At 49.7% G+C, this 19,483-nt stretch carries 15 protein-coding genes; all 15 read right to left on the bottom strand.

Annotation, left to right across the window (positions count from 1 at the left end):
- Positions 1-83: 83 nt before the first annotated feature.
- Positions 84-3,635 carry a pyruvate:ferredoxin (flavodoxin) oxidoreductase gene (gene nifJ, locus DXB83_RS15705; protein ID WP_118697849.1) on the bottom strand — a complete coding sequence of 1,184 codons (3,552 nt, stop codon included), beginning with the start codon at positions 3,633-3,635 and terminating at the stop codon, positions 84-86.
- 305 nt (positions 3,636-3,940) lie between these two features.
- Entirely contained in the window at positions 3,941-5,755 is a 1,815-nt protein-coding gene (locus tag DXB83_RS15700) for an ABC-F family ATP-binding cassette domain-containing protein (RefSeq protein ID WP_118697848.1), read from the bottom strand.
- Positions 5,752-6,189, bottom strand: coding sequence for a GatB/YqeY domain-containing protein (locus DXB83_RS15695; protein ID WP_022461739.1), 438 nt, complete (start codon positions 6,187-6,189; stop codon positions 5,752-5,754). The genes DXB83_RS15700 and DXB83_RS15695 overlap by 4 nt, the downstream gene beginning before the upstream one ends.
- 89 nt (positions 6,190-6,278) lie before the next feature.
- Entirely contained in the window at positions 6,279-7,430 is a 1,152-nt protein-coding gene (locus DXB83_RS15690) for a DUF362 domain-containing protein (RefSeq protein WP_022461740.1), read from the bottom strand.
- Between the two features lie 95 nt (positions 7,431-7,525).
- On the bottom strand, positions 7,526-7,882 hold the full coding sequence (gene rplT, locus DXB83_RS15685) for a 50S ribosomal protein L20 (RefSeq protein WP_022461741.1): 357 nt from the start codon (positions 7,880-7,882) through the stop codon (positions 7,526-7,528).
- Between the two features lie 49 nt (positions 7,883-7,931).
- Entirely contained in the window at positions 7,932-8,129 is a 198-nt protein-coding gene (gene rpmI / locus DXB83_RS15680; RefSeq protein ID WP_022461742.1) for a 50S ribosomal protein L35, read from the bottom strand.
- Between the two features lie 35 nt (positions 8,130-8,164).
- Positions 8,165-8,659, bottom strand: coding sequence for a translation initiation factor IF-3 (gene infC / locus DXB83_RS15675; protein WP_022461743.1), 495 nt, complete (start codon positions 8,657-8,659; stop codon positions 8,165-8,167).
- 308 nt (positions 8,660-8,967) lie between these two features.
- Positions 8,968-9,291, bottom strand: a complete 324-nt coding sequence (locus DXB83_RS15670; protein ID WP_055221693.1) for a DUF1540 domain-containing protein — start codon at positions 9,289-9,291, stop codon at positions 8,968-8,970.
- A 293-nt stretch (positions 9,292-9,584) separates the two neighbouring features.
- Positions 9,585-11,522, bottom strand: a complete 1,938-nt coding sequence (gene thrS / locus DXB83_RS15665; RefSeq protein WP_118697847.1) for a threonine--tRNA ligase — start codon at positions 11,520-11,522, stop codon at positions 9,585-9,587.
- A 395-nt stretch (positions 11,523-11,917) separates the two neighbouring features.
- Positions 11,918-12,367: a hypothetical protein gene (locus DXB83_RS15660; RefSeq protein WP_243108944.1), complete on the bottom strand. Its 450-nt coding sequence runs from the start codon at positions 12,365-12,367 to the stop codon at positions 11,918-11,920.
- Between the two features lie 75 nt (positions 12,368-12,442).
- Complete coding sequence (locus DXB83_RS17055) at positions 12,443-12,577, bottom strand: hypothetical protein (RefSeq protein WP_270422471.1); 135 nt, start codon at positions 12,575-12,577, stop codon at positions 12,443-12,445.
- Between the two features lie 141 nt (positions 12,578-12,718).
- Positions 12,719-13,051: a helix-turn-helix domain-containing protein gene (locus tag DXB83_RS15655; RefSeq protein ID WP_070103703.1), complete on the bottom strand. Its 333-nt coding sequence runs from the start codon at positions 13,049-13,051 to the stop codon at positions 12,719-12,721.
- 222 nt (positions 13,052-13,273) lie between these two features.
- Positions 13,274-13,882 (bottom strand): hydrolase, encoded by a 609-nt coding sequence (locus DXB83_RS15650; protein ID WP_118697846.1) that lies wholly within the window; start codon positions 13,880-13,882, stop codon positions 13,274-13,276.
- Between the two features lie 201 nt (positions 13,883-14,083).
- Positions 14,084-17,137, bottom strand: coding sequence for a glycoside hydrolase family 2 TIM barrel-domain containing protein (locus DXB83_RS15645; protein ID WP_118697845.1), 3,054 nt, complete (start codon positions 17,135-17,137; stop codon positions 14,084-14,086).
- Positions 17,138-17,231: 94 nt separating this feature from the next.
- The gene (locus tag DXB83_RS15640) at positions 17,232-19,481 is read right to left on the bottom strand and encodes a glycoside hydrolase family 3 protein (RefSeq protein WP_117804772.1); all 2,250 of its coding nucleotides are present in this window, start codon (positions 19,479-19,481) and stop codon (positions 17,232-17,234) included.
- Positions 19,482-19,483 lie beyond the last annotated feature (2 nt).

Below are 19,483 nucleotides of genomic sequence, written 5' to 3'. Positions count from 1 at the left end.
ATTTTTTCTCCCAAAAAGAAAGAAGCCATACTCTCTCAAGTATGACTTCTCTCCTTTTTCAAATTCTTTTTAAGGAAAAAGAATTACTCTTCTTCTGCGCCGTACAGTTTTACGAGTTTGTTCAGGTAAGTGTAACGGTCTTTTGCTTCCTGCTCGTTCTTGCCGAACAGTCTTTCTGCTTTCGCCGGGTTTGCACGTTTCAAAGAGTTGTAACGTACCTCGCCGTTCAGGAATTCCTGATAATCTCCTGACGGAGCCTTGGAATCCAGCGTGAATGCGCTCTTGCCTTCTGCAGCGAGTGCCGGGTTGAAGCGGAAGCAATGCCAGTATCCGGTCTGAACAGCGAGCTGCTCCTCGGTCTGTGCTTTGCTCATACCTTTCTTGATACCATGGTTGATACATGGAGCGTAAGCGATAATGAGGGATGGTCCCGGATATGCCTCAGCCTCTGCGATTGCTTTGACTGCCTGATTGTAATCAGCGCCCATAGCGATCTGTGCTACGTATACATAGCCATAGCTCATTGCGATGCTTGCCATATCTTTCTTCTTGGTCTCTTTACCACCTGCTGCGAACTGTGCTACTGCACCAGTCGGAGTAGCTTTGGAGGACTGTCCGCCTGTGTTGGAGTAAACCTCGGTATCGAACACCATTACGTTGATATCTTTTCCGCTGGCAAGTACGTGGTCTACGCCGCCGAATCCGATATCGTAAGCCCATCCGTCGCCACCGAAGATCCACTGGGATTTCTTAGCGAGGAAGTCTTTGTTCTTAACGATGTCTCTGCAAACGTCGCAGTCAGCGTCTTTGATTGCTTCTACAAGTTTCTCGGTTGCAGTTCCGTTGGTAGCGCCGCAGTCAAAGGTATCCAGATACTCTTTGCATGCTGCTTTTACTTCTTCCGGAGCTTTCTCGGAGTTCATAACATCCTCAACTTTGGCTTTCAGGCCGCCGCGGATTGCTTTCTGAGCGAGAAGCATACCATAACCGAACTCTGCGTTGTCCTCGAACAGGGAGTTGGACCATGCCGGGCCCTGTCCTTTCTCGTTTACAGTGTAAGGAGTGGACGGTGAGGAGTTACCCCAGATAGAGGAGCATCCTGTTGCGTTTGCGATGTACATTCTGTCACCGAACAGCTGGGTGATCAGTTTTGCGTAAGGAGTCTCGCCGCAGCCTGCGCATGCGCCGGAGAACTCAAGCAGCGGTTTCTTGAACTGGCTGCCCTTTACGGTATTCTCTTTGAATTTTGCTACAACGTCTGTCTTCTCTGGAAGAGCTGCTGCATAATCGAAGTATTTCTGCTCTGCTTCGTGTGCTGCAAGGCTTTCCATAGCCAGTGCTTTCACACCCTTCTTGCCCGGGCATACGTTTGCACAGGAACCACATCCGGTACAGTCAAGCTGGGAAATAGCCATTGTGAAGGTGTAGTCCGGCATACCGGTCATCGGCATGGTCTGGATGCCTTCCGGAGCTGCTGCTGCTTCTTCTGCGTTCATGGCAACCGGACGGATAACAGCGTGCGGGCAGACGAAGGAACATCTGTTACACTGGATACAGTTTTCCGGATTCCATACAGGTACGTTTACGGCGATACCACGTTTCTCGTATGCGGATGTGCCGGACGGAGTTGTTCCGTCTACGTAGTCTGCAAATGCGGATACAGGCAGGTTGTTTCCTTCCTGGGAAGTTACTTTTGCCTGGATGGTATTTACGAATTTAACAGCGTCAGCGCGGCCGCTCTCTGCGTGGGTTGTGGTCAGACCTTCGTCTGCTGCATTTTTCCAGCTTTCCGGAACTGCAACTTCTTTGATCTGTTTTGCACCCTCATCGATTGCTGCCCAGTTCTTTGCTACGACATCATCACCTTTACGGCCATAGGTAGCTTTTGCTGCTGCTTTCATGAGTTCGATGGCTTTTTCTTCCGGAATGATCTTCGCAAGCTTGAAGAATGCAGACTGAAGAATGGTGTTGATACGGGTCGGTCCCATGCCGGTCTCGATACCGATCTTAACGCCGTCGATCACATAGAATTTAATGTTGTGGTTTGCGATGAATGCTTTTACCTGTCCCGGCAGATGCTCTTCCAGGCCTGCTTCATCCCATGGGCAGTTCAGAAGGAAGGTTCCTCCGTCTACCAGCTCTTCTACCATGTGATATTTGTTCACATAGGAAGGATTGTGGCATGCAACAAAGTTTGCTTTGTGGATCAGGTATGTAGATTTGATCGGTTTCTTTCCGAAACGCAGGTGAGACATGGTTACACCGCCGGACTTTTTGGAGTCATAGTCGAAGTAAGCCTGTGCGTACATGTCTGTGTTGTCACCGATGATCTTGATGGAGTTCTTGTTCGCACCTACGGTACCGTCTGCGCCAAGTCCCCAGAATTTGCAGTTGATGGTTCCTTCCGGAGTTGTTACCAGAGGAGCGCCAACCGGCAGAGACAGATTGGTAACATCGTCTACGATACCAATGGTAAATCTCTGTTTTTCTGTATTTTCATATACAGCAACGATCTGAGCCGGTGTGGTGTCCTTGGAACCAAGTCCGTAACGGCCTGTGAATACCGGTGTGCTCTCGAATCTGCTGCCTTTTAATGCTGCTACTACGTCCAGGTACAGAGGCTCGCCAAGAGATCCCGGCTCTTTTGTTCTGTCCAGAACGGAAATCTGTTTTACAGTCTCCGGAATTGCATTGATGAGTGCTTCTGCGGAGAACGGACGGTACAGACGTACCTTTACAACGCCGACTTTCTTGCCTGCTGCTACGAGGTAATCGATGGTTTCCTCGATGGTATCGCAGACAGAACCCATAGCGATGATTACATGCTCAGCGTCTGCTGCTCCATAGTAGTTGAACAGTTTGTAATCGGTTCCGATTTTCTCGTTTACTTTGTCCATGTACTCCTGTACGATTGCCGGAAGAGCATCGTAGTACGGGTTACATGCTTCTCTTGCCTGGAAGAAGATATCCGGGTTCTGTGCGGATCCTCTCTGGCACGGATGGTTCGGGTTCAGGGCATGTTTACGGAATGCATCTACTGCATCCATATCTACCATGTCTTTCAGATCTTCGTAATCCCATGTCTCGATTTTCTGGATCTCGTGGGATGTACGGAATCCGTCGAAGAAGTTGATAAATGGAACTTTGCCTTTCAGTGCTGCACAGTGTGCAACCGGTGTCAAGTCCATAACCTCCTGTACGCTGGATTCGCAGAGCATTGCGACTCCGGTCTGACGACAGGCGTAAACGTCTGAATGATCTCCGAAGATGGAAAGTGCGTGGCTTGCAAGGGCACGAGCGGATACGTTGAATACGCCCGGGAGCTGCTCGCCGGCAATTTTATAAAGGTTCGGGATCATAAGAAGAAGTCCCTGGGATGCGGTGTAGGTTGTGGTAAGAGCTCCGGCTGCCAGTGATCCGTGTACTGCACCTGCTGCTCCTGCCTCAGACTGCATCTCAGTTACCTGAACTTCCTGTCCGAAAATGTTCTTTCTTCCCTGGGTTGCCCACTCATCGGTATGCTCCGCCATAACGGATGAAGGGGTAATTGGGTAAATAGCTGCTACGTCGGTATACGCATAAGACGCATGTGCTGCAGCCTGGTTACCATCCATGGTTTTCATCTTTCTAGCCATTTGATTTTATCCTCCTTAAAAAATGATGACCAAAAATTACTTTGGCTTTTCTCAGGTTGGTGTTCTGCCGGGTTTCGGTTGCCTCCGCGCTTCGAAAAACCCGGATAAGGGCATGGCAATGCCACTATGTCCAGTGTCTGAATTATAACACCGATTGGGCATTCTGTCCAGATTTTCTGTGGGTGTTCAGGGAAAAATACAAGTTTTTTACAACTTCTGGTAATTCCGCGTCGAATTTCTCGATAAAAAAAGGAGGAACGGCCCGCATATTTTTTTCTCTTCTGCGGACAGTTCCTTTGCTTCTTTTATTTCTGATTCTGCGCCTCAATCTGTTCTGCGAGGTCGGTGAGATAAATCCATCTCTCGGTTTTTTCTTCCAGAGCAGCTTCGGTCTTCTCTTTTTCCGCCATCAGTTCGGCGAGCTTTGCAGAGTTGGTGGCGTTTTTGAGCATCTGATCGTCAAGCGATGCAATCTTTTCCTCGAGTACAGCGATATCGTCATCGATGGTCTCGTACTCGCGCTGTTCTTTGAACGTAAATTTCAGGCGGGTCGGACGGTTCTGCTTCCAGTCATTGTTCTTTGACTTTGCAGGTTCGTCCGCGGACGTTTTGGACGGCGCTGCTTTTGCCGTTTCTTCCGCACTTCCGCCGAAACGGCGTTCTTTTGCTTCGAGGTAATCGGTGTAGCCGCCCTCGTACTGCAGAAGATTTCCGTTTCCGTCGAATTCGAAGATGCGGTCCACGACGTTATCCAGGAAATAGCGGTCGTGGGAAACGGTGATGACGATGCCGACGAACGTGTTCAGGAAATCCTCAAGCACGGTCAGGGTCGGGATATCAACGTTGTTGGACGGCTCGTCGAGGATCAGAACATTGGCGCCGCTCACTAAGACGGATAAGAGATACAGTCTCCGTTTTTCGCCTCCGGAGAGTTTGGAAATCGGGGTGTACTGCATATCCGGTGTGAACAGGAAGCGTTCGAGCATCTGCGATGCGCTGATGCGGCCGTCACGGGTCTGGACATACTCAGCGATATCTTTCACGTAGTCGATCACGCGCTGATTCGTATCCATGTCCGGCTCTTCCTGTGCCAGATAGCCGATGCGGATCGTGTCGCCGATTTCGATGGTTCCCGCATCCGGCAGGACTTCTCCGGTGATCATCCGCAGCATTGTGGATTTTCCGCAGCCGTTCGGGCCAATGATGCCGACACTCTGGTTCCGCAGGAAGATGTATTCGAAATCTTTCATCAGCGTTTTATCGCCGAAGGCTTTGCTGACGTTATGGAATTCAATCGTTTTCTTTCCCATGCGGGTCTCGACAGCATCCATCTCCACGACAGCGTCTGCGGTCGGTGCCGTGCCATTTTTGAGTACTTCGAGACGTTCGAGTCTTGCGCGCTGTTTTGTGCTTCTTGCGCGGCAGCCGCGTTTCGCCCATTCGAGTTCCATGCGCAGGATGCTCTGGCGTTTCCGTTCAGAGGCGAGTTCCATCTCCTCGCGCTCAGCTTTCAGTTCCAGAAAACGGGAATAGTTGGAATCGTAGCTGTACATTTTTCCGTGGCTGATTTCGAGGATGCGGTTCGACACTTTATCCAGGAAATAACGGTCATGGGTGACCATAAAGACGGTTCCGCGGTAATTTTTCAGGTAATCCTCGAGCCAGGAGAGCATCGCATTGTCGAGATGGTTTGTCGGCTCGTCGAGGATCAGGACGTCAAAATCGGACGCAAGCACTTTTGCCAGGGCAACCTTGCGGCGCTGGCCGCCCGAGAGGGTGTCGATTTTTGCGTCGTATTCGGTGATACCGAGCTGTACAAGGTTGCTCTGCACCTGCCAGTCCTCCTCATCGCCGGAAAGGGCGTAGGACAGCACGGTGGCATCCTTTGGAAATTCCGGTGTCTGCGGAAGATAGGCCATTTTGAGGTTGTTCTGGCGGATAATCTGGCCGGAATCCGGGGTCTCATCTCCTGCTACTATGCGCAGCAGCGTGGATTTTCCGGTTCCGTTGATTCCGACGATGCCGACCTTGTCGCCCTCCTGCAGGCCGAAGGAAGCATCGTCAAAAATCAGTTTATCGCCGAACAGTTTGCTGATGTGTTCGATGTTGATGATATTCATTTGCACAGTTCTGCAACGGTCTGGTTGATGACTTTTCCGTCTGCTTTACCTTTCATATCTGCCATAACGGCCTTCATGATGGCACCTTTGCTCTTGGTTGCCAGAACGTCTGCGAATTTCTCCTTGATGTAGGCTTTGACTTCGTCTGCACTCATCTGTTTCGGTGCATACTCGCTGATGACGTCATAGCGGAACTGATACTCTGCTTTTAAGTCCTCACGGGATGCCGGGCAGGTATCGATCTGCTCTTTTACGGTCTTCAGCTCTTTTAAGATGACGCGGTCTACCAGCTCCGGTTTGATGTCATCGCGGCAGCCCTCGTCGATGGCTACTTTCTTTGCTGCGGAGATCAGGGAAGAGATGGCCTCTTTTCTCGCTTTGTCTTTGGCTTTCATTGCTGCTATCATATCACTTCTTAAAGTTTCTAATTCCATGGTGTTGTTCCTCCTGTACTAAATTTTGTCCGGTTTCAAGTATAACACTTCTCTTTTTGCTTTTCCAGTCACTTTGTAGGATAGCTCCCTTATTTTTCCCACGGCAGACGGTGTTTCTTTACCTGGATTGCCTGATGCGGGCACATTTCCTGACAGCAGAAACAGCGGATGCACTTTTTATAATCGTAGACCGGCGGATTTCTGCGGCCGTTATCAAAGCGGACGGCTTTCCCTTCCACCGGGCAGCTCTCGACGCAGACGCCGCATTTTTTACATTTTTCTTCTATGATATAGGGGCGGCTCTGGAAGACCCCGAGGATCTCGAGCAGGTCGAGGGCTCCTTTTTTGCGGGCTTTGCGGCGGTCGACGTTGAAGTTTGGATTTCCGTACTTTCTTTTCAGTTCTTTCTCGGATATGGTGCCATCCGCTGTCACGATTTCGATGCGGTCGTCGTGCCACGTTCCAAGGCCGAGCGTTTCCCCGTAGAGATTTGTCGGCACATACGACGGATCGAGGTTCACCAGATGGCAGAACACGGTATCCAGTGCGATCGGATCGGTGGACATAAGAAGAACTCCCATCGAAACCGGGTCGCCGGAAGTCGGACCATTGCCTTCCATTGCTACGATGCCGTCGCAGATATAGAGGCGCGGGGCGACTTTCTGGTTCAGCTCGATCAGCATGTGTGCGAAGCTCTCAGCGTTCGGATACTGCGTGTGGCCGAGTTTTTTGTAGACGCCGCTGATGCAGCCGTACTGGTTCTTGACAGCTCCGGTGATGCGTTCCAGCGCGTGGGTTTTCATTTTGCTGACGCTGATGAGGGCGTCGCAGTCGAGTGCATCTTTCGCAATCATCAGAAATTTGCCATCGGCGGTTTCTACGCGCTCGCTCGTAAGGAAATCCTTCAGCGGAACGTTGTGTTTTTCCAGCACCTCTTTCAGCCCGGCTTCCTTTGCAATGCCCTCCGGGGTGCCAAGGCCGCAGGAATCGCCGCAGGAAATATTCTCATAGCCATTTTCCTGCAAAATCGTGATCAGGGCATCCATGACTTCCGGGTCGGTCACGACGGCGCGTTCGCGTTTTGCGGAGCGGACGAGGTTTGGTTTTAATAAGATATTCTCTTCTTTTCCGATCAGAGATTCCAGGCCGCCAATTGCTTCCAATCCCTTTTGCAGGCTTTCCTTTACGTGCGCCGGCTCATAGTCGGGACAGGCAACCACTGCCACTTTGCTTTTTTTCATATTCACCTCATGTTTTTCTATATTTCAAAAGAAGCTGCGATCCCCTTACCGGTTCTCACAGCTTCTTCGTATATTCACACAGAATATGTTTTTACTTATGCTACTTTGCTTTTTGCAAGCTCAGCCAGTGTTGCAAATCCTTCTGCATCGTTAACTGCCATGTCAGCCAGAACTTTACGGTTCAGCTCAACGCCTGCCAGTTTCAGACCATACATAAATTTGCTGTAGGACAGACCGTTCATTCTTGCTGCTGCGTTGATACGAGCGATCCACAGCTGACGGAACTGACGTTTTTTCTGTTTTCTTCCTGCGTAGGAGCTGGTCAGTGCGCGCATTACGGACTGTTTTGCTACTCTATACTGTTTGCTTCTGGCTCCTCTGTAACCTTTAGCCAGTTTTAATACTCTGTTATGTTTTTTCTTAGCGTTCATGCCGCCTTTAATTCTTGCCATTTCTTATTTTCCTCCTTGATCTGTTGGGCGTAACTCTACCTTGCAAAAATTACATGTAAGGTAAGATTTTCTTCATGTTCTTTACGTTTGTTGCATCAACAGTAGTCTGTTTTCTCAGGTTTCTTTTTCTCTTCTGAGATTTCTTGGTTAAGATATGGCTCTTGTAAGCTTTATTTCTTACTAATTTTCCTGTTCCTGTTGTTTTAAAACGCTTTGCAGCTGCTCTGCTTGTTTTTACCTTTGGCATTTTAATTTCCTCCTTGATATTGATTCAAATGTATTTTAACGTTTAGCCGTCAAAAACATGGTCATGCTTCTGCCTTCCACCTTCGGCGCTTTGTCAACCGTTGCAATATCGGACAGACTCTCTGCAAATTCATCGAGGATGTATTTGCTGCTGTTCATATGTGCCATCTCACGGCCGCGGAAACGAAGTGTTACTTTTACTTTGTCGCCCTTTGTAATGAACTTGCGGGCTGCACCTACTTTGGTATTAAGATCATTGGTGTCAATGTTTGGAGAAAGGCGAACTTCCTTGATTTCAATTGTTTTCTGTTTTTTCTTTGCTTCTTTTTCCTTGCGGGCCAGTTCATATCTGTACTTTCCGTAGTCGATAATTTTGCAAACCGGCGGTTTCGCTGTCGGAGCAATTTTCACAAGATCCAGACCTGCTTCCTGTGCTTTCAGGTACGCATCTCTGGCAGACATAATTCCAAGCTGTTCTCCGTTCTGACCGATCAGACGAATTTCTCTGTCTCTGATCTGCTCATTAATCATTAATTCGCTAATTGTAGTGCACCTCCATCATTATAAAAGACTGTGTTCCCGCTTTTGCGGTGTAACGAAATCAAACTCGGCTCACCGGACCGGATTTGACTGATAACGCAAGAAAAGTGGATAGACAGACTATCCACTTAACATTGTACATAAATCTCTACACAAAGAGAACTTAAGATCAATATTGGACCGTAGTCGCGTGTTTGCGCTAGGGTGAGAGTGGATACTCTACTTTCTTTTTCTCAGACTATTGCAGTATAGCACTCTCCCATCCTGTTGTCAATACTGATTTTCGCATTTTTTCGTATTTATTTCCCGCAGCCACAGCGGAAGGAGCTGCACTCGGTTTCCTGGCAGCTGCATGCGCTGTCTCCGGCGATATGGATATCTCCGGCTTCGCATTTACAGTTGTCGTTAAAGGTACAGTTCTGCGCCTTGCAGTCGACACCGATTTTCGTACAGCCGCAGCCGGTGGAGTTGGACATCGTGCCCTCACCGCGCTCCTTGAAGCTCTCGCAGCACGTTTCCATGGAGCTTTTGGCTCCGCTTCCGCCTACGCGGATATCTCCTTTGGAACAGAGCTCGTTCTGGTTGTAAACACAGGTCATAGCGGAACAACTTAATGCTGGCATAATAAATTACCTCCTGAAATTTAGTTTTCTGCGGTTTCGCCCGCATAGAAACCATTATTTCCAAGAGGTAATTTTTTATGCTTTATTTATTTGATAATACCAGTGTCCAAAGTTTGGAAATCCGACGCAAGCAAAGCTTGCACGAGGATTTTTAAATTTTGGACACGCCAAAACATGAGTAAGTAGCCATTTTTCGAAGAAAAATGAGCGGAGTACGAATGTTTTGAAGATTGCGGGAGTACGAAGTACGGAGCAATCTGGTATCATAGGTGTCAATTTTTTTGACACCTACCTTATTTATTTTCTTTTGTTTCAACAGTAACCGGGCGGTTAACGCGGCCTGCGATTTCTTCTTTGATATCTGCGATAAACTGCTCCAGGCTTCTCTGGCCTTCATCACCTGCAAAACGGCTTCTGACAGATACAAGACCTGCCTCTTCCTCTTTTGCTCCGGCGATCAGCATGTATGGAATCTTCTGTCCCTGTGCCTCACGGATCTTATATCCGATCTTCTCGGAACGGGTATCCATCTCTGCGCGGATGCCTGCCTCGTGAAGGGCGTCCAGAACCTTCTTGCCGTAATCTGCGTATTTGTCGGAGATTGGCAGAACCTTTACCTGTACCGGTGCAAGCCAGGTTGGGAATGCACCTGCAAAATGCTCGATCAGGATACCGATGAAACGCTCAACAGAACCGTAAACAACACGGTGGATCATAATCGGACGATGTTTCTCGCCGTCTGCTCCTGTGTATTCCAGTTCGAATCTCTGCGGCAGCTGGAAGTCAAGCTGGATGGTACCGCACTGCCACGTTCTTCCGATGGAGTCTTCCAGATGGAAGTCGATCTTCGGGCCATAGAATGCGCCGTCGCCTTCGTTGACTACATAGTCAAGGCCAAGATCATCGAGTGCGCCACGGAGACCTTCGGTTGCTACCTCCCAGTCCTCATCGCTTCCCATGCTGTTTTCCGGACGGGTGGACAGCTCTACGTGATATTTGAATCCGAACAGTTTGTAAACCTGGTCAATCAGGTTTGCAACGCCTTTGATTTCATCTTTGATCTGCTCCGGTGTCATGAAGATATGGGCATCGTCCTGGTTGAAGCAGCGTACACGCATCAGGCCGTGCAGCTGGCCGGATTTCTCATGACGATGTACCAGGCCAACCTCTGCCAGACGCAGCGGCAGATCACGGTAGGAACGAGGCTCGGATTTGTAAACGAGAACGCCGCCCGGGCAGTTCATCGGTTTGATTGCATAATCTTCATCGTCGATGACGGTGGTATACATGTTTTCTTTGTAGTGATCCCAATGACCGGAGGTCTCCCACAGGCGACGGTTCAGGATGATCGGTGTGGAGATTTCTACGTATCCTGCTTTTCTGTGGATTTCACGCCAGTAATCCATCAGTGCATTTTTCAGATCCATTCCTTTTGGAAGGAAGAACGGGAATCCCGGGCCGTCCTCACTCATCATAAACAGGCCGAGCTCTTTTCCGAGTTTTCTGTGGTCACGTTTCTTTGCTTCCTCGATCATGTGGAGGTACTCTTCGAGCTCTGCTTTCTTTGTGAATGCAGTTCCGTAGATTCTCTGCAGCATCTTGTTTTTCTCGCTGCCTCTCCAGTATGCACCTGCAAGGCTGGTCAGTTTGAAGGCTTTGACCGGCTTTGTGCTCATCAGATGAGGGCCTGCGCACAGGTCCGTGAATTCACCCTGGCGATAGAAGCTGATGACTGCGTCTTCCGGCAGATCTTCGATCAGTTCTACTTTATATGGCTCTTCTTTTTCTTTCATGAAGGCGATGGCTTCTGCTCTCGGCAGCTCAAAACGCTCCAGTTTCAGATCCTCTTTTACAATTTTCTTCATTTCTGCTTCGATTTTTTCAAGGTCTTCGCTGGTGAGTGGAGTATCTCTGTCTACATCGTAGTAGAATCCGTCTGCGATGGACGGTCCGATTGCAAGCTTGGTCTCCGGGTACAGTCTCTTGATTGCCTGTGCCATGATATGGGATGTGGTGTGACGGAATGCTGCTTTTCCGCCTTCATCGTTAAAGGTCAGAATGGAAAGATTGCAGTCCTTGTCGATGACGGTACGAAGATCTTCTACTTCACCGTTTACTTCACCTGCACAGGCCATTCTTGCAAGGCCTTCGCTGATGTCTGTTGCGATCTCAATGATGGATTTCGGTTCGGAGTACTCTTTGGTACTTCCATCTTTCAGTGTGATGATCATTTGCTTTACCTCTTTCTTTGTATATTTTTCGCAAACGTGTTTCAGAATTTTTATACTTTTTACAGCAACAAAAAAGTCCCTTCTGACACGCTTATGCTGTCAAAAGGGACGATGTATTTTCATTCACCGCGGTTCCACCCATTTTGTTTTTTCAAACCACTTCATTTGACGATAACGGAATCACCGGGCCGGATTGGGGCCGCTCAGAGCTGGTCTTCGATCACGTTCCTGTTAAAACCCTTGCACCACAAAACGGGGTTTCTCTCTGTCACATTCACTGTGATTTACTCGTCTCTTCTACGCTTTGTTTTTTGTGTTCGGTGCTTTTTGGCTCCCGATAGTTTTAGATTATATCACCCAATGCGTGGTTGTCAAGACCTGCATGGGCGAAAAATTTATTTTTCCGGCGATTTTTGTCCTGCTGTCTGCAGAGCAATTTTTTCTTTTGCTTTTTCCGGCATTTCCAGCAGGGCAAACTCGTAAAAGATGCCGTAAATATACGTGATTCCACGGATATCGCCCAGCGCTTTCGGGCGCTCGACAACCGGTCTTTCGCTCTCCTGCTGTAATTCCAGCACTTTCTGATATGCACTCCGGACGGAGCTCCAGACAAGACTTTTGCTTTTTTCTCTGCGGTTGATCCAGAGCTCTTTTGTATAGGTGCCGCTTCTGCCGTATTTCATATGGTAGGAATACGGCAGACCGGAATACGTATGGAACTCAAAATCCTGATACGCAGTAACACAGTCCCACAGGGCTTCTTCTGTCCGCTCCCTGCGGAGCCGCTGCAAGGCCTGTTCTCTTTTTCGCTGTAAGCTTTCCTGTGTTTCTTTCGTTTCTTCCATCTTGTTTGTCTTCTCCATCCTGTTTTTAATCCACCAGAAATTTATCCAGCTCCGCCGTCACGACCGGATTACGTTTTACCTGCGGATGGTCGATTCTTCCGGGACAATCGCCGTGATGTTTTCTCCCTCCGTCAGGATTGTAAGAACGGTCTGGACCTGCATCTCTTTCGTTCCGTTTAAAATTTTTCCGTTTTTGTAGGCATATTTCATACTCGATTCCCTCTTTCTGCCGAACGTATTATGGTTTATTTTATCACTCCTAAGAGAGATTCGCGATAGAAAATCTCAGATTTTTGAAATATTTTCCTCATCTGAGAGGCCAGGATATGCACAGATGGTTTCTGCATCCTTTTATTCCTCCTGCAATGCCGCCAGATATCCCAGAATTCGTTCCTTTTTTCTGTCGGGCAAATTACGAAAGCCTTCCAGAATCATTTTCTCCTCTGTGTTTGCCGCGCACATTTCGAGATCCACTGCTTTCCGTTCGATCTCATTTTCTCCTAAAAGCTCATACGGCGTAACCTTCAGCACTTCGCAGATTTTCAGTATCTTATCCGCCGACGGATTCGTCCCCTTTCTTTTCCAGTCGCTGATGGTGCTCTGTGAAATTCCGGTTTCTTCAGAGAATTCTTTCTGGGTCACCCCGTTTCGAAGAATTAATTCAAAAATTTTTTCACTGATCATTTTGTATTTCACCTTTTCACTCAGATTTTGTTTTACTATATCACAAAATTCCCTGTCCGTCACTTCCTCCAATGCTGAAAAAACGCCTCTTCCTGCCCTGTGCGGATTCCGTATTTTCTTCTTGCGATCTAACAAAAAAAGAAATGGTAATGCCTGGGAAAAGATGCGCCATGCAAAAAAACAGCCTGAGTTCCCGTTTTTACACCGAAACTCAGACTGTTTTTATGCGTTCTGTTCCGCTTCCACTTCCCGGTTGATCTCATCCTCGCTGTCGGCCATTGCCTGCAGGGTCATAGTCAGTAATTTTTCCAGCGGCCAGCCAAGCTGATCGGCGCCCCTCTCAATGACCTCTCTCGAACATCCTGTTGCAAAGCCTTTGCTCTTATATTTCTTCTTTAAGGATTTCAGTTCCATGTCTTTTGTGCTCTTCGAAGGCCGCATCAGCGCAGCTGCCCAGATCAGTCCCGTCAGCTCATCTGCTGCAAACAGAACTTTTTCCATCTCATGCACCGGCTCCACATCCAGTGTGACGCCACACTCAATGGTAATGCCGCAGCCATGGGAAACGACACCATGAATGATATCTTCCGACACGCCGCCTTCCCGCAGAAGCTCCGGTGCTTTCAGGCAGTGCTCTGCCGGATACAGCTCAAAATCAATGTCATGCAGCAGTCCGACAATACCCCAGTGCTCCTCTTCTGCCCCATAGCCAAGCTCTCTTGCATACCATTTCATCACGGCCTCTACGGTAAGCGCATGCTGAATATGGAAGGGATCTTTGTTGTATTTTTTTAATAACGTAAATGCCTCATCTCTTGTAATTTCACTCATGCTTGATTTTCTCCTTCCCTTTTCTCTTTCCAGAATCACCTGGATTAGATTTGAATTATAATTTCGTCCATTATAATCCTATATTCATAGCAATTCAATAGGTTTATCAAGACTTTTTTTGTACATCATATAAAAAGGCGCCGTTCCCTCACCTTTCAGAGAGAGGGCACAGCGCTTTTCTTATTTTTCAAATTCTACGCTTTACAGCAGTTCCGGTTTCAGCCGCACATCGAAGCTGATTTCGGTTTCTTTCAGCTGATATTTTTCCAGCAGCATCGGTCCGCAGCTTGCCGATCCGATCCCGGCCTGGCGGTAGTCGATGCAGAAAACAGTGCTTCCGCACGGCCGAAGCTCATAGTTGTGGGCTTTCGCGGTCAGCTCCTCCTGCGTGTAAATAGATGCCTGGAATGAGAAGGTTTTCTCACCCACTGCCGTCAATACCGCACGATCACTGGCAAGACTTGCATAATCGCAGTCGTAGTGGCTGCCGTTCTCCTGCGGGCGGATGTAGTCCTCCTGCTGTTCTGCCGGTGTGCTGTGGAAAACGCCGTGATAGCTTGCCTGGTGCTTATCCACGTAGCTCTCCACCGGGCCGAGGCCGCAGTAGGTCAGTTTTGCAAACGATTCCGGCAGGAACAGGCGCAGGCCAAAACGCGGCAGAACCGGGAATACCGGGTCTTTCTTTGCTTCTACATGGACATCGGTCGTTCCGTCGCTGTAAATTGTCCATTTGATCACACCTGCAAGGATCCGCTGCAGAGCCGGAGACGAAATCGAATAGCTTGTCTCGATCTCCACGCAGCCGTTTTCTTCTTTTGCCGTTGTCTCATACGCCCGCGTCACGGTACGGTCATACTGCGCACGCATCCAGGTATTCTTGATATTGCGGTCATTGTCTGTCGGCGCACGCCAGATGTTCAGCTCCATCGGGCGGTCGAGCAGATTCTGGTTGGCATAGCACATTCCCTCGAACAGGCCGGTGAACTTATTATAGGTATAGCTGAACTGTTCCGTCGATACCGTCAGATAATGATCGTCCTCTTTCCATCCAAACGAAGCCGTTCCCTCCGGGCGCTTCATCATCTCTTTTGCCTTCTGGTTCTGATTGTCTTTCGTTTTCACCGGAACTTCTTCAAATCCCAGTTCGAACTGCTCCGGCAGCACCTCAGTGGCCTGTTTCTGATACCAGGTAACCTTCAGCGCACATTTTCCCTGCTCCGGCACGGAAATGGCAAGCGGAATCGTCTTCTCACAGCCTGCCGCAAGCTCCAGCAGTGCTTCATCTGTAATCTTGCCGCTCTCCGTCACTTCGCCGTCCACAAGCACCTCATAGCCGAGCACAGCGTAATCTTTCAGATTCACAAAATTCATATAGTTTTTGATGGTCAGTGTACCCTTTTCGGCATCATATCCCGTCACGCGCACCGGACGATACACGTTTTTAAATTCCATCAGTCCCGTATGCGGTGTGCGGTCCGGATAAACAAGTCCGTCCATGCAGAAGTTGCCGTCGTGCGGATACTCGTTGTGGTCGCCGCCGTACGCGTACATCTTCTTTCCCTCGATCGTTTTTCCCATATCAATCGCGTGGTCGCACCACTCCCAGATAAAGCCGCCGCACATCTTCTCCTCGCTGTGGATCAGTTCAAAGTAGTCTTCAAGATCTCCCGGGCCGTTGCCCATCGCATGGCAGTATTCGCACATGATATACGGCTTATCCCCGTACTCCACCAGCTCTTTTTTGATCTCCTCGAGTGATGGATACATGCGGCTGTAGAGGTCGAGGTTGCTGTAATCGTATTTCTTCGGATCATCCACATACCGTGCCGACTCATAGTGCGTCAGACGCGTCGGATCAAATTCCTTCGTCCACTTTAAGGCCGCCTCGAAGGTACAGCCGTATGCGCACTCATTTCCCATCGACCAGATGACAACGCTCGGGCGGTTTTTATCGCGCTCCACGCAACGCTGTGTGCGGTCTACGGTTGCCTCGGTAAATACCGGATTGTTCGCAATTAGTTTATTCCAGTTCTTCGCATACTCTTCCCAGCCCGTGTAATCCGCATAAATTGCCTCTGTGCCGTGGCTCTCATTGTCCGCCTCATCGATGACATAAAAACCGAGACGGTCATAAAGCTGATAACAGTACGGCGCATTCGGGTAATGGCTGGTCCGGATCGCATTGATGTTGTGCTCTTTCATTACCTTCAGATCTTTTTTGATCTGTGCAAGGCTGATTGCAAATCCCGTCACCGGATCGCTGTCGTGGCGGTTTGTTCCGTGGAATTTGATCTTCACGCCGTTCAGGTACAGCACACCGTCCTTCGCGTGGATCTCACGGATGCCGACATGATCAGTGATCACCTCACCCGCCGTCTCCAGCACCAGCGTATACAGATACGGCTCCTCGGCATTCCACAGATGTGCATCTTTTACATGCATCTGAACCGTATCGCCGCCAAACGCTGCCTCTGCCACAAGATGATTTTCTGCATCAAACAGCTTTGCCGTTCCTTCCTGCGGTTCCCCGTCATTCCAGGTAATCGCAATCGAAACTTCTCCATTCTGGTACGATGCGTCCGGCGCTGCCTTTACAAAGTAATCGCGGATGCCTTTTTCTGGTCTTGCAAGCAGATAAACATCGCGGAAAATGCCGCTCATGCGGAATTTGTCCTGATCCTCGAGATAGCTTCCATCGCACCATTTCAGCACCAGTACGGCGATGATGTTGGTGCCATCTTTTAAGAAGTCTGTTACATCAAATTCACTCGTAGAATGAGACACCTGGCTGTAGCCGACGAAGCTGCCGTTCATCCACACGTAGAAACAGGAATCCACGCCCTCAAAATTCAGGAATTCCCTCGGTGCTTCCTCCTGTTTTTTCCACTCGAACGTTCTCACGTACGCACCGCACGGGTTCTCATACGGCACATACGGCGGATCCACCGGGAACGGGTAGCGGACATTCGTATACTGATGGTGGTCATGGCCATAATTCTGCCAGACGGACGGCACCGGAATCGTCTCGAATGCAGAAGTGTCGTATCCTTCTGCGAAAAACTCCTCTTTTACATCGTAAACACTGGTAAAATAGCGGAATTTCCAGTCGCCGGAAAGCAGGAAAAAGCGGTCCGACGCCTCCCGGTTCTCCACCAGATCCTCCATGCGGCGGGATGCCGGAATGTAGTAGGCACGGTTCGGCATGGTATTCACATGCAGGTGATCGAAATCTTCGAAATATTTTGGAACAATCATCTCTTTTTAAGTCCTCCTTATTCTGTCTTTTGTTTCCAATATCGGCACCGAAACACACGCGGTCCCGGTGCCGATCAGGTTTTCTGTTATTCTTTTACTTTTTCCATGCAGGAAGAACGCCTTCGTAATTCATGCCATAACCGTAGTCATAGTTATGTCCTTCGCTGTCAATATAGGTTTCCATATCCAACGCACGGTCCTCGCTCTGCTCCTCAACCGCATCCATATCCTTCGGCATCTGGATCGGCAGACGGCCGGTCGGGTTGTAACCGCCGAAGACAACGTCGAGCACAGCGGCTCTCGAAACACCGAACTCTGCGACGATCGCATCGGCTTCGGCTTCAAATTCATGCATCACCATCGGGTTGTTGACGGTTGCGCAGACGATCACCGGCTTGTCGCCCATCGCGCGGCGGCATTCGAGAATATTGTCGAGATCAGCCTCGTTGTAGGCAGTGTTTGTCTTTCCAAGATAGCTGCGGTTCGTGAAATTCTCGCGGAAATCACCGCCGGCAATGCTCACCTCACGCGCTTTTTTCGCCGTATACGGGCGGTACTGCAGTGTAATCGGCAGATAGCCGTTGCCGCCGTTCGCAAGATCTTCGGTGGAATACGGGTTGCATGCCGGGCTTTCGATAAATACCAGCGCCACATCGGCCTCCTCCGGTGATGCCACGCGTGTACCGTACTTGGACGGCAGTCCATCCGGCAGCGGATCTTCGGTTTTTGCCGGCAGATCGATGCGGAAGAACGCTTTGGACGGTCCGATCTTTCTCTCCGGAATATAAACCTTCAAACCTTTCTTCAGCGGCAGCACACCCTTCTGTCCTTCCGGTGCGCGTTTCGCACTGTTTTTCAGCAGGACGATGGATTTCTGCTGTGCCTCATAGCCATGGCGGCAGAACTCTTCGCATCCTACAATCTTTGCGGATTCTTCCGGATCAAGATACGGGTCCTCAAACAAGCCGCAGTGGAAAATGTTGATCAGAAGACGTTTGGCGGACAGCTCCATGCGCTCACGCATCGCTTTCTCGCCGTATTTCTCACAGCCGATCTTATATGCCTCGACAATCGGACCGGACTCGCTGTTTCCGCCGAACTGGTCAACGCCGTTTGTGATCGCCAGCAGACACCGTTCTGCCTCGGTCATATCCTGCACGCCGTAGCAGCGGCTTCCAAATCCCTCAATCGTCTTCTCCGGATCCTGGGTAATGCCCCAGTCGGTGCAGACAATGCCTTTAAATTCATATTTTCCGCGCAGCAGATCCTTGATCAGGTACTCGCTGTAGGAGTTTCCGACGTTCTTGCCGTTTTTCTTGTCCACGCCGTAGGATACGGTGTAGTACGGCATAACCGCGGATGCGCAGTCGGTCGGTCCGTCCAGGTGGAAGGCTGCCTCGGTAAACGGTTTTAAATGCTCCTCAAAATTTCCGGTCGGATAAACGGCAAACTGTCCGAATGCATAGTGTGCATCGCGTCCGGCCTCTCCGGTGCCGCCGCCCGGCCAGTGTTTGACCATCGTGTTGACGCTGTCTTTTCCCCAGCCGTCTGCTTCCCCTTCCGTTGTCTGCATACCGTCACAGTACGCTTTGGTAAGCTTTTTGGACATCTCCACTTCTTCGCCTAACGTATCGACAAACCGCATCCATCTCGGCTCGGTACAGAGATCAATCTGCGGTCCGAGTGCCGTTGTGATACCGAGTGCCCGATATTCGCGGGAAGCATCTTTTGCAAACTGTCCGGCTACTTCCGGATCGAAGCAGGCTGCAAAACCAACGCCCTCCGGCCATTTGCTGATCTCGCTTCCGCCGCTCTTGAACTCCGCGCCGGAATCCTTTGCTCCGTTCCGCGGATCGGAGGAGAGGTTGACCGGAATACCGTACGGCAGTGTTTCCGCTCTTTTCTGCAGCTCATTGCTCCACTTTGCGGAGATTTCCGGGCTTTCTACATTCGTCAGCAGAATATGACGGATGTGTTCGTCCTCCAGAAATTCCTTCTGCTGGTCAGAAATGGCATACGGCTCTTTGCCGGATTCGAGATACGTTTTTCCGTCAAACGTTCCCTGGAATGGTCCGCCCGGCATCGGCGGTACCGCCTGGTGCGGCGAGTACAGCATAAGGCCTGCAATCTCTTCAATCGAAAGACGACCCGCAAGGTCTGCCGCTCTCTCCTCATCGGAAAGACGCCAGTCCTCGTACGGCAGCAGTTCGCCGGTTTTTGCAAGATCTTTAAAGTAATATCCATCTTTTTCCAATACCTTTACACCGGACTCCTCCGCCCAGGCAATCGTTTTTCCGCCTGCCTGTGTGATGCGGTGGATTCCGTTTTTCGTTGTTTTCTCCATAA

It is taken from the genome of Blautia sp. OM06-15AC, assembly GCF_003481425.1.
GTDB lineage: Bacteria > Bacillota > Clostridia > Lachnospirales > Lachnospiraceae > Fusicatenibacter > Fusicatenibacter saccharivorans.
The sequence above is the reverse complement of the archived record's forward strand: the minus strand, read 5'-3'. Positions and strand labels throughout refer to the sequence as shown.